This window comes from Acidicapsa dinghuensis (assembly GCF_025685685.1).
Lineage (GTDB): Bacteria > Acidobacteriota > Terriglobia > Terriglobales > Acidobacteriaceae > Acidicapsa > Acidicapsa dinghuensis.
In genome coordinates, this window is the sequence record NZ_JAGSYH010000005.1 from 366,643 (window position 1) to 389,201 (window position 22,559).

Consider the following 22,559-nt stretch of genomic DNA (forward strand, 5'->3'; position numbering starts at 1 on the left):
CTCCGCCCATGCGCCTACAACGGTTCTATTCACGGTCTGTGCTGGCAGCGTGCTTTCTGAGCGTTCCCTTCGCCGTCGGCCAGACCGCGCAGCCCCGGCCGTTTGCAGACGTAATACTCACCCACGGCGTCATTCTCACCGGCGAAGGCCTTGCAGAAGGTCACCCGCGCATTGTCTCCGCGATCGCCATCGCCAACGGCCACATTCTCGCCGCAGGCTCGGACAGCGAAATCGAAAAGTTCGCCACGGATCAAACTCTCCGCCGAAATTTACACGGCGCCTTCGTCATGCCCGGCCTCAACGATGCTCATGTGCATCTGGGCGGCGCAGGCCAGACCAAACTCAATGTCGATCTCACCGGCTCTAAATCACTCGATGAGATGCTCACCCGCATCCGCGACAAAGCCCAGCAATCGCCACCCGGCCATTGGCTCACCGGCGGAGGTTGGGACCACACCCTCTGGGCCGACAAGACGCTTCCCTCACGCCAGGAGCTCGATCAAGTCACTGGCGACCACCCCGCCCTCTTCGAGCGCATCGACGGACACATCGCCGTAGCCAACACCGCAGCTCTCAAGGCCGCAAATATCACCGGCACAACAAAAGCCCCTCTAGGGGGAGCCATTGACATCGACGCCAACGGTGAGCCCACCGGCATTCTCCGCGACACCGCCATGGAGACAGCCGAAAAAGTCATTCCGCCGCCCACACATGATGAGCGCCGTCAGGGCCTTGAGCTCGCCATCGAGGACGCCATCTCCCACGGCCTCACCTCCGTGCAGGACTTCTCCGAGTGGGATGATTTCCTCGTCTTCGAAGAACTAGAAAAGGAGGGTAAGCTCAACGTCCGCATCAGCGAGTGGCTTCCCTTCGTTGATCCTCTCGAAATGTTGAAAGCGCATCGCGCCCATCACGACGTCCACGATCCCATGCTCCACACCGGCATGCTCAAAGGCTTCATGGATGGCTCTCTCGGCTCACGCACCGCTGCTCTCAAAGAGCCATACGCTGACGATCCCTCCAACTCAGGCCTGCCTCGCTTCGACCAGGCGCAGCTCAACTCCATGGCCGTCGAGCGCGCCCAGGCTGGCTTCCAGATCGGCTTCCACGCCATCGGAGACAAAGCCACCGCCATGGCCCTCGATGCCTTCTCGCAAACCTACGATGCCTGCCCCGATCTTTCACCGCAGGATAAGAACCCATACAAAGTCCCTCGCTGCTGGCCCACCGTCGCCCATGATGCTCGCGACCGCGTCGAGCATGCTCAGGTCGTCGACCCAGCCGACATCCAGCGCTTCGCCAAGCTCGGAGTCATCGCTTCCATGCAGCCCAATCACCTGCTCACCGATATGAACTGGGCAGAAGACCGCCTCGGTCCCAAACGCGCTGCTTACTCCTACGCATGGAAGGCATTCCTCGATGCAGGCGTCCCGTTGGCCTTCGGCACCGACTATCCTGTAGAGCCGGTAACGCCCTTCCGCGGCCTCTATGCCGCTGTCACACGTCAAAATGAAGCAGGCACAAAGACCTACTATCCCGAAAACAAGCTAACCCGAACACAGGCGCTTTACGCCTATACGCAGGGCTCCGCCTACGCCCAGTTCGACGAAAAGATCAAAGGCAAGCTCACCCCTGAATATCTCGCCGACTACATCATCCTCGACCGCAATCTGCTGACAGTCACTGCGCCCGAGATTCTCAAGACAACAGTGCTTGAAACCGTTGTCGGCGGCCGCACCGTGTATAAAGCTGCCGCCACGTCAAGCGCCAGTTCCGGGGACCAGAAGTGAAACTCCGCGCCTATCTGCTGATGCTGGCAGTCGTCGGCATCTGGGGCTGCACGTTCGTCCTCATCAAAGACGCCCTCTCCGACGCTTCTCCGCTCGCCTTCAACACCGTCCGCATGACGTTGGCCTTCCTTGTGCTTGCCATCGCCTACCGCCGTCACTGGCGCGAGATCAACCGCCATCAGCTCATCGCCGGAGTCATCGTTGGTTTCTTCCTCGCCGCCGGATATCAGTTCCAGACCGCAGGCCTTGCCAAGACCACCCCGTCGAAATCAGCCTTCATCACCGGACTCGTTGTCGTTCTGGTCCCGCTCTTCTCAACAGTCAAGGCGCTTCGTCCTGTCGGTGCCCGTGCACCACGTTGGAACGCCTATCTAGGCGCATTTCTGGCCTTCGCCGGCATCCTGCTGCTCACCGTCCCCGCGGGCTCAGGCGTGCTGCCGGACTTCAACGCCGTCAACTCAGGCGACCTGCTCACTTTCGGCTGCTCCGTGGCTTTTACATTGCACTGCATCGCGCTCGGCCATACATCACCGCGCATAGCCTTCCAGCCTCTCGCGCTGCTTCAGATCGGCTTCTGCGCCCTCTTCATGATGATCAGCACGCCCATCCTCGAGCATCCGCAGATGCGCGTTACGCCGCGCCTCATCCTCGCGCTGGCGATCGCAGCCGTCCTCGCCACTGCCGCGGCGTTCTCCATTCAAAGCTGGGCGCAGTCCATCCTGCCCGCAACACATACTGCGCTCATCCTCACACTTGAGCCGGTCTTTGCGTGGATCACATCATTTCTCTTCCTTGGCGAACGCATGGGCCTGCGCCCAGCATCGGGAGCCATCATCATCCTTGCCGGCATCGCTATCACCGAGCTCATTCCGCAGCCGCACGTTCCCACATCCCATGAGGCGTAATCACACTCCGCAAACCCTATTTATAACGCCGCCTCGTTCGGAATCAGCATATTCAGAGCATCGGGCACAATGTCCATATTCATCGGCAGACCACCCAGCAATTCCCCATCCGCCTCTACATACACCTTGCCCTCCATGCCCTTCAGCGGAACACATTCCACGCGCATCGCTTCCATCAGTGCAATGCACCCGTTAAACGTATGCCGCCGGCCCACCACTGCCGTCAGGAACTTCAAATAGTCAAACCGCTTCCGCGTCTTGAACGCCACCAACCTCAGACTTTCGTTCGTCAGCGCCGCTCCTGGGGCAAAATTCTGCAGCATCCCGCCAAAATTCCGAATCCGAACCGCCAGCAGCTGCGAAACCTTGTCCGTACGCACTATCTCGCCAGAAGCATCCATGAACCGCGCCTCGAACAGCGGAAACGGGTCGGTCGCCAGGATGCGCAGCGCCTCTACTGCATATAACGCATATCCAAAACGCCGCTTCAATTGCGCATCCATCCGATACATCAGTTGCGCATCGGCGCCGATCCCCGCTGCAACCGTAAAGTACCGCGACTGCGTTTCTCCCCCGCGGTCCCGATACTGTATCCGTCCTATCGAAATCCGCTTCGGCTGCGCCTCCAGTAACATTCGCGCAGCTCCAGCCAGCGACAGCGGCAATCCAAGATCTGAAGCTAATGCGTTCGCCGTTCCCAGTGGCAACACACCGAGCGCCGCATCGCTCCCAATCATTCCCTGCAGCACTTCGTTCACTGTTCCATCGCCGCCGCAGGCCAATACAGTCTCGCATCCATCTGCGATCGCTGCCCGGGCCAGTTCCGCCGCACTTCCCGGCCCATCCGTCGCAGTCGATCGCACCTCCACACCCGCCGCGCGCAGCACCGCAACTGCTTCTTCAAGTGCACCAGCGCGCCGATTCGAAATCATGCCCGACGCTGGGTTGTAGACCACAACAATCTTTCGCATAACAAGAAACAAACGACGCAGCTTGCACCCACTGTACACCGGCAACAAGCCTTCCCGCTCACAACACAGACTCTCGCATCCAGCCTGTACGCGACCTTATCCGCATACTAGCAATCCCTTCCGTTTGTGTTGTTGCGTCTCTGGATTCACCTTCACTAGTGCTCCAGGCGTGGCGGCGAGTGCCGCTGCCGGAAACCCCCGGTAATGCTGCGCAGAACGTTCGCATCAGCACCCGTGTCATCGCCCCCCACCTCATCTCGGCCACCAACGTCGTTCCCCCCACCACCACTGTCTCCAAGGCCGTTCCAGTCCCTGCCCGGGTCGGCCTCGACGTCACCGTCGGTGCCAACGGTAAGGCACAGAATGTAAAGGTTCGTCAGTCCCTCACCCCTGAGTGGGATGCCAGCGTCATCGCTGCCGTCAAGCAGTTCCACTTCACCCCCGCCACCCTCGACGGGCAGCCCTTCGCCACCAAGCTCCACCTGATCGTCGACCTGTGCTAAAAGCCCTCCCGCAATCCACTTGGCGATGAGGTTCTATCGCTAAACGGAAAAGGCGGCTCGATCTCTTCCTGGAGCTGCCTTTCACTTTGCATCGAGCAAGACGCTACTGCCGCAACTATCCCTTACATCACCCCTTCGCCTGGCGCCGATAGTTGCCTGCCAGTAATGAGCAAAAACCGGTTTGCACCATCCTCGTCCGTACTGCAACAATTCGCAAGACGCTAGGTGCACTGCCCTGTACTATCGGGCGCATGAAAAACTCGATCCACGATTCGCACACACATGATACGTTCCCGCGTTCCCTGCGCACTGCTGTAAGGCTTGCGGCTGTTGTCTCGGCTGGCCTTTCGTTGCTGGTTCTTTCGCTTTCGGCAAAGGCTGCAGAGCCGGAAAAGGTTCCCATGACGGCGGACCGTTGGACAACAGCCGCCGGTACAGTCAACTTTATCGAGTACATGGGCAAGCCATCGATTGAGTTACAGCCTGGCAACTACGCGCAGCACGTTCGCACCGGTGCTGCTGTGGCGAAGGACCTCAATTTTCGCAACGGAACGATTGAGTATGACGTGGCAGCGACGAGCAGCATGGGCGCGGGCTTGATCTTTCGCCGTGCGGATGAGAACAACTACGAGATGTTTTACCTGCGGCCAAAGGCAAAGTGCAGTGAAGCGCCGGACTGCATTCAATACGCACCCCAGACGCATGGTGTGTTGCTGTGAGACGTGTTTCCGCAGTACCAGAGCCCTGCGCCGTTGCAAGAAAATAGCTGGAATCACGTAAAGCTGGTGATTTCAGGAAAGCGAATGAACATCTACATCAACGGTGCAACTGAGCCGACACTGAAAATCGGACGCCTTGAAGGAGATACCGAAGATGGCGGCATTATGCTCGCAGGGCCAGGTATTTTTGCAAATCTCGTCGTCACTCCAGACGTAGCGGGAGACCTGCCAAACGAGCCGGAAAAAGACCCGAGCGTGTCAGACGGCCTCTATGTACGCCACTGGCAGCTTTCTCCATTTTCCAAACTGGCAGCAGATCAGGCGCCGACCTACGCCGACATGCCAAACACCACCGCAGCCTGGGCTCCGCTGGAAGCAGAACGCGACGGTCTGATGGATGTAAGCAGAGTTTATGGCATTCCCTATCCACAGCCGGAGCGGGCTGTCGTCTGGCTCAAAACAGACATTCACTCCAACACAGAGCAGCAAAAGCATCTTTCCCTGGGATGGGTCCGCGAAGTCTTCGTCTTCGTAAATGGCCAGATAGTCTTCGCCGACAAAAACCTTTATCAGCCGCCAGCGGCACGCAAAACGCCAGATGGCCGCCTCTCATTAGGAAACGGCTCGTTGCTGCTGCCGCTTAAGGCCGGTGATAATGAGGTGGCTATAGCACTCGTCAACAATTTTTACGGCTGGGGATTCAAAATGCACCTGGATGACATGAAGGATTTGAATCTGGCAGGACAATAGCAGCGTCATCGCGAGTAAACCAGAGACACATCAGGAGGCTTGTCGCAATTCGAACGAGAGACCAATCGACGCTCAACGATCTGCTGGGTAAATGGTGGGGGCGCTGGAGCATTGCAGCTCTGCTTTGGAGCATACTTGGCCTGCTTTTCGCGATCCCCGGCCTCTCTACGCCCAATTGGAACCGTGTGCTGCTTGGCTCTCTCGCACAGTGGTGGTCGTGGGGCCTGATCACGCCAATCATCTTCTGGGTGGATGCGCATCTCCCCTTTAAAGAAAATCAGCTAGGAAGACGCATTGCCGCACAGTTGCTGCCCAGCCTGGCACTCACTGTTCTCTACATCTATGTCTTCGCTGCTGTGCTCGGTTTGCTCGGCCTTGCTCCATGGAGCATGCTTGCGGGCACGCGCCTCTTAGCCAACGCTTTTCGCGGCAGCATCTTCTGGGGCTGGCTGGTCTACTGGCTTATCTTCGGCGCGCGCCAAACCTTTCGTTACTACCAGCGATATCTCGCGAGCGAGTTGCAGTTGGAAAGACTCGAACGCAGCTTTTCCCAGGCACGCCTCAACGCTCTGCGCATGCAGCTCGATCCGCATTTTCTCTTCAACGCGCTCAACACCATTTCCTCTCAGGTCGAGCGCGATCCACGCCTGGCCCGAAGCATGATTGAGCATCTGGGCGACCTGCTTCGCCTCTCGCTCGAGGCCCGCGGCAGGCAAGAGGTTCCGCTTGCAGAAGAGATGGCTTTTCTCGATCACTATATCGCCATTCAGAAAATTCGATTCGGCAGCAGCCTGGGCATCGAAACCTATATCGATCCGGAGGTAAAGTATGCGCTGGTGCCCTGTTTTATTGTGCAACCGCTCGTCGAGAACGCTATCCGCCACGGCATTTCGTGCCGTGCTTCAGGCGGATCAGTGCGAGTAACGGCTCAGCGTCGCGACGAATACATCGAGATCCGCGTGACAGACAACGGCGTAGGGCTCCCGCCTGGATGGATGCTCGAGAGTTCCACAGGTTTAGGATTATCCGTCACCCGCGAACGCATTGCTGGTCTGCACCCGAACGGCAACAGCCGTTTTGCCGTGAGGCGTCGCAGCGGTGGCGGCACAGAAGTGGAGATTTCCTTGCCTTTGCGGCTTGCGGGAGTAATAGACGATGATCGCGCCGCCAACTGACCGCCTTCGCATACTAGTCGTCGACGACGAAGCCCCCGCTCGCCAACGCATCACCGATCTGCTGAAGAAGGACATGCAGGTTGAAACAATGTTCGAAGCTCGCGATGGGATCGCCGCAGTCGAGATCATTCAGCGCGAATCGCTCGACCTCATCTTTCTCGATGTGCAGATGCCCGAGTTGGATGGACTTGGAGTAATCGAAACCATTGGCACGGCTCAGATGCCGCTTACGATATTTATCACCGCATATGATCAGCATGCCATCGCGGCTTTTGAGGCCAACGCGCTTGACTACCTGCTGAAGCCCTTCAGCGACGAGCGGCTCGAAGCAGCGTTTGCGCGTGCTAAAATGCGGCATATCGAACGCAACATGCAGCAATTCGGTCTCAGCATGCTGCGCATGGTCTCATCCATTGTGCCGGCAGGCCGTTGCCTTGATCGTCTCGTCGTAAAGTCGGGAGGAACGACACGCTTTCTTCGGGTGGTAGATATCGATTGGATCGAAGGAGCGGGCGTCTACGTTAATCTGCACGTTGGCGGTAAAGAACTGCTCTATCGGGCGAGCCTCAACGAACTCGCCGACAGCCTAGATCCCATGCGTTTCGTTCGCGTGCATAGATCAGCAATCGTGAACATTGACAGCATCCTCGAACTGCAACCAATCTCACACGGTGAGTTCGATGTTGTCTTGAAAGACGGACATCGCTCACGCGTGAGCAGGACGTATCGCGCACAGCTGGAGAAGCGGCTGGGGCAATCGTTGTAATGCTGTGATAATCGAAATACTCTTCAGAGAAAATACCCGCTCGAATCCGAAAGAAACTCGCTACCTACTCGGTCGTATATCGAATTTCGAAGGTGCGGATACGATAGCAGGAGTAGACAAGCACGAGCACAATCAACACCAGCAACCCAAGAGTTGCAGTCCACACAGATTCGGCTTCAGTCTGTACAGTCAACAGTGCGAAAATTCCTTCCGCAGGAACGTTGACTGGCATCAGATGCCGCAAATAGGAAGCTACGCTGATCTTTTGGAGCAAGGAAGGAGCAATGGGATTGATTGCTTCCCAACCCATAACAATCATCGCGGCAGGAGTCGGATTCTTGAAGATCAAGCTTAGGAGAAGAAATACCGCACCGTACCCGAGACAGGCCAGCACGGTGATCATGAGATAAGCCTCCAACTGCCCGAGGCCGGGACCATTGAAGATGTAATCATGTCCGGTCGCACCGAATACGGTGTACGTCAAGATGAAATCTGCCAGGATCGCGGAACCAAACAGGAGCAGCGCGCTGATGGATCCGGCTGCGAACTTGGCCAGCAGGATCACCTCCCGCCGGACCGGAGATAGAAAGTAGAAGTGCAGGCTACGCTCAATCATTTCGCCGCGAATCAGACGTGAGAAGATGCCAAGGCAGCCGAAGAAGATTCCCAGGCGGATGTAATAGAACTGAATGATTCCTGCGAGTATCTCGGTGTCATCGTCCATGGACAATTGGAGGCGTCTGCCGACTGCCACATGAATCAGGATTATGAGAGTGGGAATGAAGGCAAGGAAGTAAATCCAACTGGCTCTCCACGAGAAGAGATTTCTTTTTACCTCGATGCGGGTCAGGCGCAGTGCCTGTATCCACCACAAATCCCATGGTTGTTGCATGACACGCTTTCGAAAACTGGACGTCGTTTGATTCATCAGGAAGCACTCCCATCGGAACCAATCAAATATTGATAAATGGCGTTGGCATCGTCATCCGCCGGCGCAACGGCATCGATCTTAACCAGCCCTTCTGCCGCAATCCCATTGAGCATCGAATAAAACTGATCAACGTCTCCAGTTCGGAGGAAGACCCCCTTACCATCAGCGTGAACCCTCGCTTCAACACAATGATCGACAGCGAACATTCTTGAAGCGAGCAGTTCGGGCCGGTCGCAACGAATGAGGACCTGCATTGGCTTGTCGCGTACTTCCTGCCTGACCTGTTGGATGTTTCCCTGAGCAACAAGATATCCGCCAGTGATGAGAACGACACGATCAGAGATGCGATCAACCTCATCTAGAATGTGGCTCGAGATCAGCAGGTGCATCCCCTGCCTCCCGAGCTCTTCAAAGAGTGCAATGGATTCGGCGCGGGCCATGGGGTCTAATCCATTGAGTGGTTCATCCAGGACCAAGACTCTGGGACGATGTGCAATGGCCTGCGCGAGTCGAATCTTTTGACGCATGCCTTTGCTGTAGCCCGCAATTTTTCTCCCCGCTGCATCGCCAAGCCGGACACGTTGAAGAGCTTCAGTTGTCAGGCCAAAAGCATCCACCTCGTCCATTCCGTGCAACATGAGACTATCGAAGATAAACTCCCATCCGTTCAGCCCGCGGGGAAAGAAGTCAAATTGAGTGCAATAGCCAACGTTTCTAAAAAATTCGGCCACATCGCCGGGCGTTAATCCCATCACCGAGATGTGTCCGCTTGATGGTTGAACCAGTCCTGTCATGAGATTCATGAGGGTTGTCTTGCCGGAGCCGTTCGGACCAACCAATGTTGTGATCCCAGGCGGAATCGAGAGCGAGATACGGTTTACGCCGAGGACTTCGCCGTAAAACTTGGATACATCATCGAAGATAATCAGGTCATTGGTTTCGCTCATCCTCGCACCACCTCTCGCGCACGGATGCGTGCGTTCAACATAGCCAGACAGAGCAGGCAGGCAAGAACGAGCACGGCCACGATGGCTGTCGTAGGCAGCGAGGAACCTCGTCGCAGGAACTCGGGCGCGCCAAGGAGTCGCTGCCACAGAACAGACATGGTAACGGGGATATTGAGCAACAGGCCCCATTGCGTGCGCAGCACGGCGTTTACGATGGCTCCTACGCCGGCAGGAACAAAGACTGCGCCAAAGATGACGGCAGTCGCAACAACTCTCCACTTGACCCAGGATGAAAGAGCCAGACCAAGGATCGAGAGGAATCCTATCCAAATGATTGCTCCCACAAACATGCCGGCTGCGATCGAAAGATTTGCCGCTGCCCATGGTTGCGTCGACGCGTAGCACTGATAGACAAAGAGCAGAAGGCAAGGAACCCAGGTCACCACAGAGAGCGAACCGAAGATCGCTATAAATTTACCGAAGAGATAGCCGAAGCGCGAGATGGGATGGCTCAACAGAATAGGCAGTGCGTTATCAGCCAAGTCGAAGCTGATGAGGCGAGGAGTAATCCATGCCGTCAGAACAAGTGCAATCCACGACTGCATCTGTAATGCGCCGAGAAAGAAGCTGGCATCGACCGTAAGCATGCGGTGTGAGTTTTTGAGTATAAGAGACTGAGCGATCGGATTGTTCGCCAGATAGATGCCAACGAGAAAGACGATGACGGGTAAAAGCGAGAGCGTGAAAAGCGTAATCGTGATCTTCGAAGACCAGGCTTCAGCGAAGCCGTAGCGCGCCAGCACAAACACTCGCATCCACAGCGGGGTTACTGGGCCGGTATAGGCACGATAGGTGTTTTTATGCACTGACATGTGTTGGGCGTCCTGCTTCGCTTTCCATTGCTCTTAAGAAAATGTCTTCCAGGGAATCACGTCGCTGGTTCATACGCCGAATCTGGACTCCCTGTTCGGAGGCAATCACGTAGAGATCGCGTACTTCGATGTTTTCAGGAATGACGAGCTTGATACGGCCATCGGGAAAGCTGGCGCATTCACAACCAAGTCCACGAACGCTGACCGAGAACTTTTCGGTCGCGCCCACTGTTTCAAGCTCCATGAAGCTGCGGTTGGAACGACGCTCGGCTTCAATATTGCAGAGAGCAGCAACACGGCCATCTTTGAGGATTAGGACTTCGTCGCAGGTCTCATCGATATCGCGCAGCAGATGGGAAGAGATAAGCAGCCGCACGCTGCCTTCTTTGCGGATATCCTTGACCAACTGAATCATGCGCTGGCGGGCGATTGGATCCATACCATTGGTGGGCTCATCCAGAATAAGTAATTTGGGCCCATGCGCCAGTGCTTGAGCCAGCTTGATGAGCTGCTTCATACCAAGCGAGTAGGAGTTGACCTTGCGATATCGCACCTCGCCGAGGCCTACGTAGAAGAGAGCCTCGTGAGCGCGCTCAAGCGCTGCGGCCGAGGGCAAACCCGAGAGCTCAGCCATATAGCGTACAAAATGCACTCCGGTCATGTTTCCGATGAAGGAATCATTTTCCGGCATGTATCCGACTGCGCCGCGAATCCGGGCTCGATCGCGATACGCATCAAGTCCGAGGACATGCGCGGTTCCCTTCGAAGGTGAATGAAATCCCAACAGCGTGTTGATCAGCGTGGATTTTCCGGCGCCATTCGGACCGAGCAGGCCGATAGCGTTTCCCCGCAACTCTCCCGTGAGCCCATTGAGCACAGTACGAGCTCCAAGCCGTACTTCCAGTCCGTCAAAACCAATCACAGGATCAATTACGCCCATGTCACTCTCTTACGTTTGCCGCGACCTGCTTGTTCCCGGTGTGGATTAAAGTTCCCAGCGTTAAAAAGTCGAACCCAAAGAGATGACTATCGCTGGCTGCTTCGATCCGGGTGTCTTTCCCCCAAGCGCATATTGTGGTGGGTCTCGCATCTGCCGCCAGTTGCTGAATGGTTGCTGCGGTCTCTCCACTGAGATGCGAAAGTAGAGGCGCCAGAACGGGGCTTAAATTCTGATAGGCAATAGCCGAGTAGTTTTCATTTCCGTCCCGGGGAAGCGACGCTTTGAATGTGGCCGCATGGGAGAGAGAAACTCCACTAGCCTTTGTGCGCAACGCCTCGATCAGAAGCACCCGATTGGGCGCGAGAATCATGTAGCCATCGGAAAAGGTATATTGCGCGATGATACGGCCCTGGGTCTGATCCTGCACAGCATAGAAGTGCTGCTCTCCAACCACACTTTGTTGGATGATGATGGAGTGCGCACCTTTTTCGTGATCCAGGTTGCTGATGGATTGCGTCAGACGCTCCAATGTATTTTCCAACCGCTCGGGATCGCGAACCTCGATCACCGCCTTCCACGAAGGCGTGGGCAACACCGGGCCGTCGAATGCGAGAAGAAACTCTCCGCCTAGATTTCCGGCTAAGTCATCCCGGAAATTGATTTGTAGCTTAGCCTCGGTTTCAGCCAGATTGTTCTTCTGCGCATCGCTCGATAGAGCCATATCAAGGATGTCATCGGCAATAGCTTTGGGGTCTTTCGAAAGCATCGCCACAGCAAGAGCGGCATTGGGCGTGACATAGTCGAGTGAGCCTATCGGAGCAGGGGCAGCAAGCCACGAGGCAACACGCTGCCTGGTTCCGGAGAACTGTAGATTCAGGTGATTCTCCGGTACACCGTTCACCTCGCGATGTTCAGCAATCAGATACCGTACGTCCTCTATCCCGCTGCTGTTGATGGCCATCTCGTTGCTATGGCCAGCGTGGAGCAGCTTGGACTGGCTGGTTAACATCTGGTGCAGATCCGCTGCCAGGATTACGCCGGCCCCTCGGTTGTAGGCCGCCGTAATCTGCTGCCCAAATGCTCCCCCGGCAAAACCGCTGGCGCCTGCATTCAATTGCGCATCAACCTGCTTCAATATCGCGAGGTTATTGGAGAAGATTGCCTGGCGCTGTCCAATGACTGCGTACCCACCTGACCGCGTCTGCGAGGAAACGACCGTGTTGAGCGCGTTCTCGTCCAGCACCGTAAGCCCAGATGTCGAAGCTGATACCGGGAGCTGCGTCCTCAGAAAATCACCGAGTCCGCTCTTCCGCACGTCGGCGACCAGAGCAAAGCCAGGTGCATTCGCCTGCCTGACTCCCACAAGCACCACTTCATCGCCGAGGTATTGGCTCATCTGATGAAGCCTTTCGACCATGGTATCCAGATTCGCGCTGTTCGCGGCATGCCCACGGTTCCACCATTCTTGCAGCGCCGGGCTTTGCTTCAATTGCTCCTGGAATATCTTGTTGGCCTCGCTCAGGTAGTCCCCCGCGTTGGGAATGCTGACATATAACAATGTCTCAGCGGGAACACGATCCAGCAGATCGCTAGTGTAGCGGAGCCGCGGATATGGAATAGCTTCAAGACGATGTTGAAGTATGGAAAATTGTGCAAGGAGGGCAAGGTATTTGTCGCGATCCTGACTCCAGGAGACCTGCTGCTCTACCGGAGTGGGGCTCATGTTATCGTTCGTCGCCACTTCTTCGCCGGCATGGATAAACGAATCCACACCCGCATGCATTACATGTACCGACCCTTCCAATACCCCGACGCGGGAACCCTTGATTCCGGAGTTGACCGAGAAAACGGTGCCGGTGACCGCGACGCGACAATCGGGAGTCTTTACATATAAGTGACCAGAGTCGCGCTTGGCAGCCTGCACGATGACGGCTCCATTATCCAGCGCAATCGTCATGTTATGCCCACGCGCGCCCACGCCAAGAACGCTTCGCTCATTAACTTCGACCGTCGATCCATCAGAGAGGCGAAGAACTGTGTGAGCTCCGCCGCCGGTGCGCAATTGATCACCCTCTGCCAGTTTGTCGCCCGGCTTGAGTAGGCGGTCGCCTGTATCGGAAATGCGATAAACCGAGCCATTGATCGATTGCACCTCAGCACGGACACCTGGCGGAACCTGCCAATACGCTCGATACACAAAGAATGCAGTAACCAGCAGTACACAAACAGGAGCCAGCGCCCAACTGTATCTCCGCAAGTGCCATGCAGGAACCCGGGCTGCTTTAGGAGCCGACCAATCCAGTGTCGCCGTCCCGGATTCGCTCTGAGCGTGTCGGAAGCATGAGCCACAGTCGTGCAAATGAGCCTCGATCATGAGCGAGCGCGTCTTGGAGAGAGTTCCTGCACGATAGGATCCCAGTAGCCTTCGCACGTCCTTGCAGTCTTCAATGGCTACGTCTCCCAGATCGACGACAGAGTCCAATATCGCGTCCAACCCAATGCGGACAGCTACTCTCTGGGCAGAAGCGGATATCTGTGCGGCATCGGGTTCGTCAGCTTTGAGCGCTTGCACAGCCTTACTCAGAAGGATTTCGTCATCTCGTCTCATCGTCTCTCCCGATCCATTTCCGTGAGCCGTTTCTTCAATCTGAAACGCATGTTGTGGAGGGTTACAGCAACCACCGCTTGCGAAGTTCCCATCAACGCTGCGATATCGCGGTTACCCAGCTCTTCGACATACCGCAGGATGAACATTTCGGCGCCTCGCGGCGGTAACTCACTAACTGCGGTCCGGAGCAGGTCGCCCAGTTCTCTGCTCGACGCCTCTGCCTCCGGCGAACTGCCCGGCGTCGAGGAAACAATCCCTTCTGCATCTTCGAGCGGAGACGCCGGAGCGGCCTTGCGATGTCGCAACAGGTCAAGTGCTCCATTAATGGCGCCCCGATAGAGGTAGCTGCCAGCACTCGCAGATGGTGGACTATCTACACTTGCGATGCGCAGAAAGACAGTCTGAGCAATATCTTCCGCGTCAGCCATGCTGCCGGTAATGCGATAGGCTGCCGAGAGAACACGCCGATAATGTTCGCAGAATAGTTGCGATAGGCCCTCCCTCGCCATTGGTAATGACATGATCGCGTTTCCGACGGCCACTGGCTCACCTTTTGAACTGTTCATAGAGATGACGTTTCTGCTGACGAATTATTAATCCGGCTTGCACTAGCTACGAAAAAAAGTTGCTTGATGTTCACTGGACCGGGCTCGAAACCGAAAACCGGTGGCTTTCACCTGCTCAATTTTGCGAGGAATTGCAGAATGACGCGCATGTGTAATCGCCGGTTGAGGCAAGCACGCTCAATGCCACCCGGCAATATTTGCTGGCCCCGACGCCGACTATTTTGCCTCTCCCGTCATACCGAGCGCCGCTTCTGGCCAGCCATTTCTCCAAGCGAGGGTAGAAATCTGCAGCGCTGGCTTGCCGGTCGCGGCATCGTATGCGTGAAAGACAATCAAGTCGCCCTCCGGACGCAGCAACACGGACTCTCCACCTGGCCCAAGCCAGCGACTATTTGCCGTCAGCAGCTCACTGCCGCCTCCCTGCGCCATTTCCCTGCCCTCGCGATCCACATATGGTCCTGTGACCGTGCGCGAACGACCGACCATCGTGCGATAAGTGCTATGCGTGCCGCGGCAGCACAGATCGAACGAGACAAAGAGATAATAGAATCCGCCATGGCGTACGATGAACGGTGCTTCAATCGCTTGCCAGTCCGCAGGCAATCCGGATTTCTGCGGCTGAGGATATTGCGGTCTTTGCCGGGCGGCGAGAGAATACAGCTTTGAGTCGGTAGCATCCAGCTTTCCGGTGGTTGGGTCAATGCGGCGCATCTTGATGCCAGACCAGAAGCTGCCGAAGCTCAGCCACGGCATACCTTTTTCATCGAGTACAATATTTGGGTCGATCGCATTGAAGTCATCGGATGTAGTGGATTGCAGAACCAGTCCCTTATCCTGCCAACGATATTCAGGGCTCGTTTGGTCCAGCGTTTGGTTGGTTGCAAGTGCAATGCCGGAAAGATTCCGTCCAAAAAGTGAGTAAGCATAGTAAAGGTGATACTTCCCATGGAAGAAAGAAATATCCGGCGCCCAAAGATTCTTTGTGCCAGGGCTCGTTTTCTGAATCCACTCTGGGATGGAATCAAAGACGTGGCCACAGAGCTCCCACTCCGTCAGGTTATGGGAGCAACGGATGGCGAACTGTCCTCCGTCCGGCGCGCGGCTTGTCGCGAAAACATAGTAGTTGTCGCCGTCGCGGCCAATCGATGGATCATGAACGCCAACATAGTCGCCGCTCAGTGAAAGCGCTCTCGGATCCGGCGAATGCAGAGCCGCCTGTTGCGGGATCAACGAAATAAGTACGGCAATCCAGAACGACATGCGCACGGAACTTCTCCTGCCTCCGGTCGTCCGTACGATTCAGATGCGAAAACAATCTGCCAAACGATGTCAGCGGTAGAATTTCCGCAACGCACGCAGTTGTACTATACATAGCTTATCGATGTTGGTGCTTTCAGTTGACGCTTTGGATCGGCGCTTGGGATTGCGCTTTGTGATGCGACGGAATAGGTTAATGACCTTGTGGTGCTTCCAGTTCACTCGAGCAGCACTGGTGTTTCTGCTGATCGCCGTGACTTATCCGGTCTTTTCGCAGCAGGCGCCTGCAAGAACATCACAGCCAGGCGGCGTTCCGCTCGGTCGTGAAACCTCCGCGCAGCCTGACTCAGCGCTGGCAGACACGGAAGCGCGCCTTCGCGCCAATCTTCAGCAGAATCCCCGATCAGCAGACACACTCTATGAGCTCGCACTCGTTCTGCGCCAGCAGAACAAGCCTCGCGAGTCTCTCGAAACCTACACCCGTGCCGCGCAGATCCAGAAGCCCAATGTTGCGCAGCTACGATCCGTCGCCCTCGATTATGTGTTGCTCGATGACTACGACGATGCCATACGCTGGCTCCGTGTGGCTCTCGGTATGGAACCCAACAATACAGACGCTCTCTACAGCCTAGGCCGTTGTCTCTATACCCAAAACCTCTTCTCAGATGCGGAAAAGACTTATCTCAAGGTGTTGGCGCTCGATCCCACGCATCTGAAGGCTGAGGAGAATCTTGGGCTCACCTACGACGCGCTTAACAATCCGCAGAGGGCCGAAGAAGCCCTGCGCACTGCTGTGCAATGGGCAAAAGAGCGCGACCTGCACGATCCATGGCCTTATCTTGACTTGGGAATATTTCTTCTCGATCAGTCTCGCGAAGCCGACGCGCAGCCCTTTCTCGAAAGAGCTGTGGAATTCGATCCGAAATCGTCATGGGCGCATGAAAAATTGGGTATGGCTTTGGTCGCCAACGAAAATTCAGCGCGTGGCATTCGCGAACTGCAACTCGCAGTTGATCTTGCTCCCAACGATCCCAAGACGCACTTCGAATTAGGCCGCGCGTATCGAGCATCTGGGCAAAAGGATAAAGCGCGCTCAGAATTTGAGATCAGCAAATCACTCTACGGAAAGCATAGCCAGAATTAAACGGAAGCCTAAGGCTGGGGCTGCGGTGTATTCACTGGAGATGGCAGGATAGCCTGCGTGTGGCCATCGACATGCTGCAGTTCTTGCTGGGCTTCTTCATTGCGGCCTAAGCGGGCCAGAGAGAGTCCGCGATAGTAGTGCGGGCGAGTATAGGTGGGGGCGGATTTTTCGGCATGGGCGAGAAGCTGCTCAGCGGTGGCATAGTCCTTATTGCGAAACGCAAGCTCGCCGAGGCCAGTGAGCGCGCCTGCATGATTGGGATCGCGGGCGAGTACGTGCTCAAAAAATGACTTGGCTTCGTCATCGTGATGTGCCTCGAGAGCAATCTGCCCAAGCTGATAGTAGGACTCGGTCTGCTGAGGCTGCAGGCGGACGGATGTTTCGAACTCGCTGCGAGCGTCTTCGGTACGTAGGAGCATGGCGTAGACGTATCCGAGGCCGTAATGTGCTGTTGCGTCGTTTGGATGGGCCGCGAGATAAGTTTTGTAGTCGCGTTCCGCTACGGGCATGTGTTGTTGTTGCGTTTCAAGGCGAGCAAGCGCGTAAACAATCGTGAGGTTGGCGGGAGCGAGTTTCTGTGCGGCATGTAGAGCTTCGTCGGCTTCCGCGAACTGATTAAGCTCGAACGCCTGAAGGCCGCGGTCCAGCTGTAGCTCGGATGAATCGGGAAGTTTTTCGCAGGCATGACGCAGGGCAACGAGCGCGCGCTCAGGATGATTGTCACGGCGGCTGGCGACGGCGAGTTCGGTGGCGGCAGCGATTTCTCCTTTGCGGGCGACAATGTGATGCGTATCTTGCGCGAGGATGGTTTCGAAGCGATCCATGGCCTCAGGGTCATGATGCTGAGAGAGTAAAAGCTCGCCCGAGGCGAGGTTAGCTGGAATAGAGTTGGGCGCAGAAGCGAGAGCGCGAGCGAAGGCTTCGCCGGCTTCATCCGTCTGATGGAGGTCGAGCAGCGCATTGCCGAACAGGACAAGAGCGGAAGTATCGTTGGGGTGCTGTTCAATGTAAGGGCGGAGAAGCGTAGCGGCTTCGGCGGGCTTGTGCTGCGAGCGAAGATGCTTCGCGCGAGCTAGGGTTGGGTTGGTTTGGGCATAGGCCGCAACCCCTAGTCCGGCAAGAACAAGTAGTACGAGAAAACGGTGAGGACACGAACCATGCATAGGATCTCGTTATAGAGCAGGAATAAGTCAGCTTGTTCAACAGGCTCGCTCTACTGCCTGTAGCCGAGAATTCAAAGCTAGCAGCAGCCCCTTCCCGTTTGACTCGGGAATGATAGCAAGAGAATCAAAGATAAAAGCGGAGACAGCATCTTGCTGTCTCCGCCGATGATGATTAGTTAGAAAGTTACGCGGCCCGAAACTTGCAAATTACGCGGACCATAGTCTACGGCTGTAGGAATACCGAAACCGGTGCTCTGCGAAGAATCGGTCGGCGAAAGATCTGGCAAACCCATCCGATGCCGGTTGAGGAGATCGAAAGCCTCGCCCTTGAGCTGGAACGTGACTTTTTCTGTAATACGGAAGTCCTTCAGCAGGCTAACGTCCTCAGCCAGATACTTCGGACCGGTGATGGCCTCGGTAACGCGAGAGATATTGCCGAAGGCGAATGGAGCGAAGGAGCAAGGTGCGGCCGGCGTTCCGCAACCCGCGGTGAAGGGACGCGGCCAGTCGACTCCTTCTCTGTTCTGGTCTACGAAAGCTGCCTGCGACATCGGAACGCCGGGGTCCGAAGAACCATTTGTACCAGCCACGCGGTACGCGGGCTTGAACCATGATTCTCCATTAAAGACGCTGGGGCCGTTCTTCTTGGACTTGTAAGCGTCGCTCGCAAAATTCGTTCCATTGACAGAGGCCGGCCCTGCGGTGAATGTCATGCAGTTCTGGTAGTACGGAATACCGGTTGCACAACCGAAATCGATCGGCTGCCCGCTGGAATACCGCTGAATGGCGCCAATTTCCCAACCACCGGCGATGAGATCCAAAGCGCGGTTTTGGTTGAGCCACTTACGTCCATGTCCCAGAGGTAGTTGATAGAGGTAGCTCAGCGAGAACTGATGCGTTAAATCCTGAACGCTGACAGCCTTGTCCCCTTTCAGTTGCGAGGAGTACTGCGCCTGTTCGCGCTGATTGTTACTCGTATAGCTGAAAGGAATTAGAGAATCGGCATCTGTAAGGATCTTCGACCATGTGTAAGAGGCTTGCAGATTGAACCCATCGCGGAAACGGCGTTCCAGCGAAACCACCATGGCGTTATACGTGGAGTGGCCTAGGTTCTCCAGGCAGCAATCGTCCGCAATGTAGTCATACTGCGGGAAAGGCCGGATCGACTGGCCGATAGTGCCTGTGAAGGTTGAGTAGGGAGCATTGTATCCATTGCTGGTACCGCCCAGAGGAATGTTGTACTGCGGGTTGTTCAGCAGATCGCCAAGAGCGAAGTCAGCTGAGGAGATGTTGTTGAAGTTGGTCAGGAAGCCAGAGCGAAGATTCTGCGCTGCCTGGCCGATATAACCGAGCGAGAAGATAAGATCCTGCGCAATCTGATCCTGTAGCTGAAGACTCCAATTGCTGGTCATGGAAGGACGGCCGTCCCTCGCCAGGATAAGATCACCCGCAACAGGAGTGAACGTGCCTGGGCCATTCACGGCCGTCAGTTGCGTAGGATCAGTGTTGGGCGCATAGCTGTAATTGGGGAAACCGACATTGGAGTTTTGCGGGTCGGCCGGCGCGGCAGTGTCGAGCCGGAACGCCGGCGTGAAGGCGCCGCCTTGCGTAGCCGTGCCGCCCAGCGCGACGCTCTTGCTGATGTTGTAGCCCTGCAGCATGCTACCGCCAAAATCGTTGTACTGCAGAGGACCGTAGATAATAGCTCCGCCGCCTCGCAAAGCCACCTTGCCGTTAGAGCCCGGAAGCACATAGGCAAAGCCGATACGCGGAGCAAGATCTTTGTACCAGGCATCCGCCCATGCCGTATTGCAGTTGCAGTTAGTGCCAAAGACTAGCGCGCCCGGCAAATTACCCGCCGCCGCATCTGGAGCCGTGAAGCTGAAATCCGATGTCCGGTTGTGCCCTTCATGCCGCGGTAGATCGACATCATACCGTAAGCCCACATTGATGGTCAGATTGTTGCTGACCTTGATGTCGTCCTGAATGAAGCCTGCCGCATACCAGGACTCCCAACGTGGATTCACGTTATATACAGTCTGGCCGCCCTCACCCACTTCGCCCAGCAAGAAGCTGGCAAACGGATTGCCCGAGAAGCAGCAGGTATTGCTAACGCCCGCCGTCTGGTCACGGTAGAAGTTAAAGTTGTCCACGTTATACAAGTTGGTTGAGTAAGCCTGATGCCGGTAGTCCACGCCGAAGCGAATGCTATGTCTGCCCTTCAGCCAGCTCACAATATCGTTGAGGCGAAGGCCGTTGTCGATATTGATGCCATTCTGCTGTTGACCCCAGTTCGAAGGAGCATCAGGACTAGGAAACGAGATGAACGGATAGAACTTGGAATAGTCATTCGCAAGCCCTGCAGCGGCGGCTGTATCCGGTGTATTGAACTCCGAGGACAGGTTCACGCTGTTCGTGCGGTTGTAGCCAACATTGAGATGGTTCAGCCAATTGGGTGCGATGGTGAAATCCCAGCCCCCGCGGCCATAATGTGTCGTGAATGTCTGAACGTATCCATTGTTATTAAACGGCTCCGGGAAATCCGGCGTTCCAGTTAACTTGGAGTTCTGACGCGTATTGTATGTGGCGAATATCTTATTCCGCTGGCCAAGGTTCTGATCGATACGAATCGTATAGGTCGTGTTGTCATTCGGAGCAACGCCTGTATAGGCATAATTGCCTATGTAGCCATACACGTCCGTGCTCTGGGGCGCCTGATTCGGCAGGGGTAAACCTTTGGATAGCGCTGCCGCCGTGGTGCTGAAGAGCGCGGATGGAACCGCGTTGTTGTCAAACGGCGTACGGCAAAATACCCCCGGGCTAATTTGAACCGTAGTCCGTGGATCATAGATCTGGTTGAACTGCACGGGTAGGCCTGTGCACGGATTCAACAATACATTTTGTCCGTTATAGGGCGTTCCGCCCGGCGCGTATCCGCCAAGAATGTCACTGAAGTCGCCCGTGCGCTCCGCAGCAGTTGGCACTGTCGAGATAATCACACCGCCAGGAGTGAACTTGTATTTCTCCCACGCAAACAGGAAGAAGGATTTGTCGTGGCCGTTCCACACATGAGGAATCCAGACAGGACCATCGAAAACTAAGCCGTAGTCATACTTGCTGTCCTGCGGCTTACTGTACGGACAGTTGATTTCGGAGATGCCCTGGCAGTCCTGTACCGTATAGCCGTCGTTGAACCAGTTATTGGCGTCGAAAACGCGGTTCTTGACGATAGTGTAAGCAGTGCCGTGAAAATCGTTGGTGCCGTTCTTGGTAGCAAAGCTCTCTATGCCGGAGGTGGTGCGTCCGAATTCTGCGGAAGGCGTGGAAGTAGTGACTTTGAACTCCTGTAGAGCCTCGATAGAGGGCGAGGTTTCGTCGAAAGAGGAGCCATTTTCACTGCGTTGGATACTGGCGCCGTCGAGCAGGACCTCGCCGCCATATGCCTGGCCTCCAGAGAGGCGTGAGAAGAACACACCGTTGCCGGTATTGCCTGAGGTACCGCTGCCGGGGCCGGTAGTACCTGGCAGAAGAAACACGAAAGTCTCCGGCGAGCGCAGGCCGCCGACGCCCGAAGCAAGCGACAGCGGAAGGTCTTCGATCTGCTTATTCGAGATGGTGCCGTCGATCTCGGAAGACTCAGTTTCAATGCGCAGACCACTGGCATCTACGGTGACGGTTTGATTGACCTCACCCGGGGAAAGTTGAATGTCCAACGCCGTGATGCCGTTGATCTGCACAATCACGCCGGTCTCCGTGGCAGTAGAAAAGCCGGAAGACGCGGCAGTAACCGTATATGTGCCCAACGGGAGAGCAGAAAATCTGTAAGCGCCAGCCGAAGTGGACTTGGTCGTACTGGCGGTGTGAGTGGCATCGTTGGTCGCGGTGACGGTTACGTTAGGAACGACCGCTCCGCTCGTGTCCTGGATGTTTCCAGCGATGGCGCCGCTTGAGGTTTGGGAGATGAGATCAGTAGCGGTAATGCCGGCAATCAAGACCAGCAATAATCCGCGAAAGGAGCCTCTTGCATTTGTAAACATTTTGGCGTCTCCAAGTGCTTCAGTGAATTCGGTACGGCTGTTCACTTTCCCTGCGGAAAACGCTTTCATCCTGGCAGGTTTTATTTCTACGTACGTGTTCATTGTTGCCGTTTATGGCCACGTAATTGCCAGAAAACGTTAACTCCAAATTCGATTCATTGTCAATGAACTGGAGATGTGCCTGTCAGGAATACAACGGTGAGCCGTTGTTCCCTGGCTGAAGGCCAACACTATATCTGATGTGAGAAACACGAGATGTATCGTTCTGTGCTGTTCTTTCAATAGGAGCGAAATTGTCCGGGGAGCCATCGATTTTCAGCCCCGCACCAAAACAAAATCGACATCGCTCTTGCCCACTTCTGTATGAACAGGAGCGCTATTTGTCGAATCTTCGAGGAATAGGTGTACAAGTCAACCGGCCAGAGAGGCGAGAAGATTGCGCAATTTTTCGCTATGGAGAATCCTGATGCTGGACTGCAGCCGGATTACATAAAGGGATCTGCAGGCCGCAAGTC

Annotated in this window: 18 protein-coding genes; 8 read left to right on the forward strand and 10 right to left on the reverse strand. The window is 55.8% G+C overall.

Going from position 1 to position 22,559, the window contains the following annotated elements:
• The first annotated feature begins 8 nt into the window (after positions 1 to 8).
• Together OHL22_RS16420 and OHL22_RS16425 are read left to right on the forward strand one after the other, a co-directional pair.
• The gene (locus OHL22_RS16420) at positions 9 to 1,790 is read left to right on the forward strand and encodes an amidohydrolase (RefSeq protein ID WP_263339666.1); all 1,782 of its coding nucleotides are present in this window, start codon (positions 9 to 11) and stop codon (positions 1,788 to 1,790) included.
• The gene (locus OHL22_RS16425; protein WP_263339668.1) at positions 1,787 to 2,695 is read left to right on the forward strand and encodes a DMT family transporter; all 909 of its coding nucleotides are present in this window, start codon (positions 1,787 to 1,789) and stop codon (positions 2,693 to 2,695) included. The genes OHL22_RS16420 and OHL22_RS16425 overlap by 4 nt, the downstream gene beginning before the upstream one ends.
• A 20-nt stretch (positions 2,696 to 2,715) precedes the next feature.
• Here the strand turns inward: OHL22_RS16425 and OHL22_RS16430 are convergent, their stop codons facing one another.
• Complete coding sequence (locus OHL22_RS16430) at positions 2,716 to 3,666, reverse strand: diacylglycerol/lipid kinase family protein (RefSeq protein ID WP_263339672.1); 951 nt, start codon at positions 3,664 to 3,666, stop codon at positions 2,716 to 2,718.
• A 179-nt stretch (positions 3,667 to 3,845) separates the two neighbouring features.
• Between OHL22_RS16430 and OHL22_RS16435 the strand changes: the two genes are divergently transcribed.
• The 5 genes from OHL22_RS16435 (at position 3,846) to OHL22_RS16455 (ending at position 7,579) form a co-directional block, all read left to right on the forward strand.
• Positions 3,846 to 4,169 (forward strand): energy transducer TonB, encoded by a 324-nt coding sequence (locus OHL22_RS16435; protein WP_263339674.1) that lies wholly within the window; start codon positions 3,846 to 3,848, stop codon positions 4,167 to 4,169.
• 251 nt (positions 4,170 to 4,420) lie between these two features.
• Positions 4,421 to 4,888, forward strand: coding sequence for a hypothetical protein (locus OHL22_RS16440; protein WP_263339676.1), 468 nt, complete (start codon positions 4,421 to 4,423; stop codon positions 4,886 to 4,888).
• Between the two features lie 84 nt (positions 4,889 to 4,972).
• Complete coding sequence (locus OHL22_RS16445) at positions 4,973 to 5,638, forward strand: hypothetical protein (protein WP_263339678.1); 666 nt, start codon at positions 4,973 to 4,975, stop codon at positions 5,636 to 5,638.
• Positions 5,639 to 5,823: 185 nt separating this feature from the next.
• Positions 5,824 to 6,813: a sensor histidine kinase gene (locus OHL22_RS16450; RefSeq protein WP_263339681.1), complete on the forward strand. Its 990-nt coding sequence runs from the start codon at positions 5,824 to 5,826 to the stop codon at positions 6,811 to 6,813.
• Positions 6,794 to 7,579, forward strand: coding sequence for a LytR/AlgR family response regulator transcription factor (locus OHL22_RS16455; protein ID WP_263339684.1), 786 nt, complete (start codon positions 6,794 to 6,796; stop codon positions 7,577 to 7,579). Before OHL22_RS16450 ends, OHL22_RS16455 begins: the two co-directional genes overlap by 20 nt.
• Before the next feature lie 64 nt (positions 7,580 to 7,643).
• Here the strand turns inward: OHL22_RS16455 and OHL22_RS16460 are convergent, their stop codons facing one another.
• The 7 genes from OHL22_RS16460 to OHL22_RS16490 form a co-directional block, all read right to left on the reverse strand.
• Positions 7,644 to 8,507, reverse strand: a complete 864-nt coding sequence (locus OHL22_RS16460) for an ABC transporter permease (RefSeq protein WP_263339686.1) — start codon at positions 8,505 to 8,507, stop codon at positions 7,644 to 7,646.
• Positions 8,507 to 9,457: an ABC transporter ATP-binding protein gene (locus OHL22_RS16465; protein WP_263339689.1), complete on the reverse strand. Its 951-nt coding sequence runs from the start codon at positions 9,455 to 9,457 to the stop codon at positions 8,507 to 8,509. Before OHL22_RS16465 ends, OHL22_RS16460 begins: the two co-directional genes overlap by 1 nt.
• A complete protein-coding gene (locus tag OHL22_RS16470) occupies positions 9,454 to 10,329 on the reverse strand; it encodes an ABC transporter permease (RefSeq protein ID WP_263339692.1) in 876 nt (291 codons plus the stop codon). The genes OHL22_RS16465 and OHL22_RS16470 overlap by 4 nt, the downstream gene beginning before the upstream one ends.
• Positions 10,316 to 11,269: an ABC transporter ATP-binding protein gene (locus OHL22_RS16475; protein WP_263339695.1), complete on the reverse strand. Its 954-nt coding sequence runs from the start codon at positions 11,267 to 11,269 to the stop codon at positions 10,316 to 10,318. The genes OHL22_RS16470 and OHL22_RS16475 overlap by 14 nt, the downstream gene beginning before the upstream one ends.
• A 1-nt stretch (position 11,270) precedes the next feature.
• Positions 11,271 to 13,877, reverse strand: a complete 2,607-nt coding sequence (locus OHL22_RS16480) for a FecR domain-containing protein (RefSeq protein WP_263339697.1) — start codon at positions 13,875 to 13,877, stop codon at positions 11,271 to 11,273.
• On the reverse strand, positions 13,874 to 14,398 hold the full coding sequence (locus OHL22_RS16485; RefSeq protein ID WP_263339700.1) for an RNA polymerase sigma factor: 525 nt from the start codon (positions 14,396 to 14,398) through the stop codon (positions 13,874 to 13,876). Before OHL22_RS16485 ends, OHL22_RS16480 begins: the two co-directional genes overlap by 4 nt.
• A 261-nt stretch (positions 14,399 to 14,659) precedes the next feature.
• Positions 14,660 to 15,703 carry an arabinan endo-1,5-alpha-L-arabinosidase gene (locus OHL22_RS16490; RefSeq protein ID WP_263339702.1) on the reverse strand — a complete coding sequence of 348 codons (1,044 nt, stop codon included), beginning with the start codon at positions 15,701 to 15,703 and terminating at the stop codon, positions 14,660 to 14,662.
• A 193-nt stretch (positions 15,704 to 15,896) separates the two neighbouring features.
• Here OHL22_RS16490 and OHL22_RS16495 point away from each other — a divergent pair, with 193 nt between their 5' ends.
• A complete protein-coding gene (locus OHL22_RS16495; protein WP_263339704.1) occupies positions 15,897 to 16,844 on the forward strand; it encodes a tetratricopeptide repeat protein in 948 nt (315 codons plus the stop codon).
• An 8-nt stretch (positions 16,845 to 16,852) separates the two neighbouring features.
• Here OHL22_RS16495 and OHL22_RS16500 read toward each other — a convergent pair whose 3' ends face one another.
• Together OHL22_RS16500 and OHL22_RS16505 are read right to left on the reverse strand one after the other, a co-directional pair.
• Positions 16,853 to 18,007 carry a tetratricopeptide repeat protein gene (locus OHL22_RS16500; protein ID WP_263339707.1) on the reverse strand — a complete coding sequence of 385 codons (1,155 nt, stop codon included), beginning with the start codon at positions 18,005 to 18,007 and terminating at the stop codon, positions 16,853 to 16,855.
• 176 nt (positions 18,008 to 18,183) lie between these two features.
• On the reverse strand, positions 18,184 to 22,044 hold the full coding sequence (locus OHL22_RS16505) for a carboxypeptidase regulatory-like domain-containing protein (protein ID WP_263339709.1): 3,861 nt from the start codon (positions 22,042 to 22,044) through the stop codon (positions 18,184 to 18,186).
• Between the last annotated feature and the right edge of the window lie 515 nt (positions 22,045 to 22,559).

Coding starts and splice junctions, on each gene's coding strand:
- OHL22_RS16460 (WP_263339686.1), bottom strand. CDS start 8,507: ATGAATCAAACGACGTCCAGTTTTCGAAAGCGTGTCATGCAACAACCA.
- OHL22_RS16485 (WP_263339700.1), bottom strand. CDS start 14,398: ATGTCATTACCAATGGCGAGGGAGGGCCTATCGCAACTATTCTGCGAA.
- OHL22_RS16445 (WP_263339678.1), top strand. CDS start 4,973: ATGAACATCTACATCAACGGTGCAACTGAGCCGACACTGAAAATCGGA.
- OHL22_RS16430 (WP_263339672.1), bottom strand. CDS start 3,666: ATGCGAAAGATTGTTGTGGTCTACAACCCAGCGTCGGGCATGATTTCG.
- OHL22_RS16505 (WP_263339709.1), bottom strand. CDS start 22,044: ATGTTTACAAATGCAAGAGGCTCCTTTCGCGGATTATTGCTGGTCTTG.
- OHL22_RS16465 (WP_263339689.1), bottom strand. CDS start 9,457: ATGAGCGAAACCAATGACCTGATTATCTTCGATGATGTATCCAAGTTT.
- OHL22_RS16500 (WP_263339707.1), bottom strand. CDS start 18,007: ATGCATGGTTCGTGTCCTCACCGTTTTCTCGTACTACTTGTTCTTGCC.
- OHL22_RS16475 (WP_263339695.1), bottom strand. CDS start 11,269: ATGGGCGTAATTGATCCTGTGATTGGTTTTGACGGACTGGAAGTACGG.
- OHL22_RS16490 (WP_263339702.1), bottom strand. CDS start 15,703: ATGTCGTTCTGGATTGCCGTACTTATTTCGTTGATCCCGCAACAGGCG.
- OHL22_RS16455 (WP_263339684.1), top strand. CDS start 6,794: ATGATCGCGCCGCCAACTGACCGCCTTCGCATACTAGTCGTCGACGAC.
- OHL22_RS16495 (WP_263339704.1), top strand. CDS start 15,897: ATGACCTTGTGGTGCTTCCAGTTCACTCGAGCAGCACTGGTGTTTCTG.
- OHL22_RS16470 (WP_263339692.1), bottom strand. CDS start 10,329: ATGTCAGTGCATAAAAACACCTATCGTGCCTATACCGGCCCAGTAACC.
- OHL22_RS16440 (WP_263339676.1), top strand. CDS start 4,421: ATGAAAAACTCGATCCACGATTCGCACACACATGATACGTTCCCGCGT.
- OHL22_RS16420 (WP_263339666.1), top strand. CDS start 9: ATGCGCCTACAACGGTTCTATTCACGGTCTGTGCTGGCAGCGTGCTTT.
- OHL22_RS16480 (WP_263339697.1), bottom strand. CDS start 13,877: ATGAGACGAGATGACGAAATCCTTCTGAGTAAGGCTGTGCAAGCGCTC.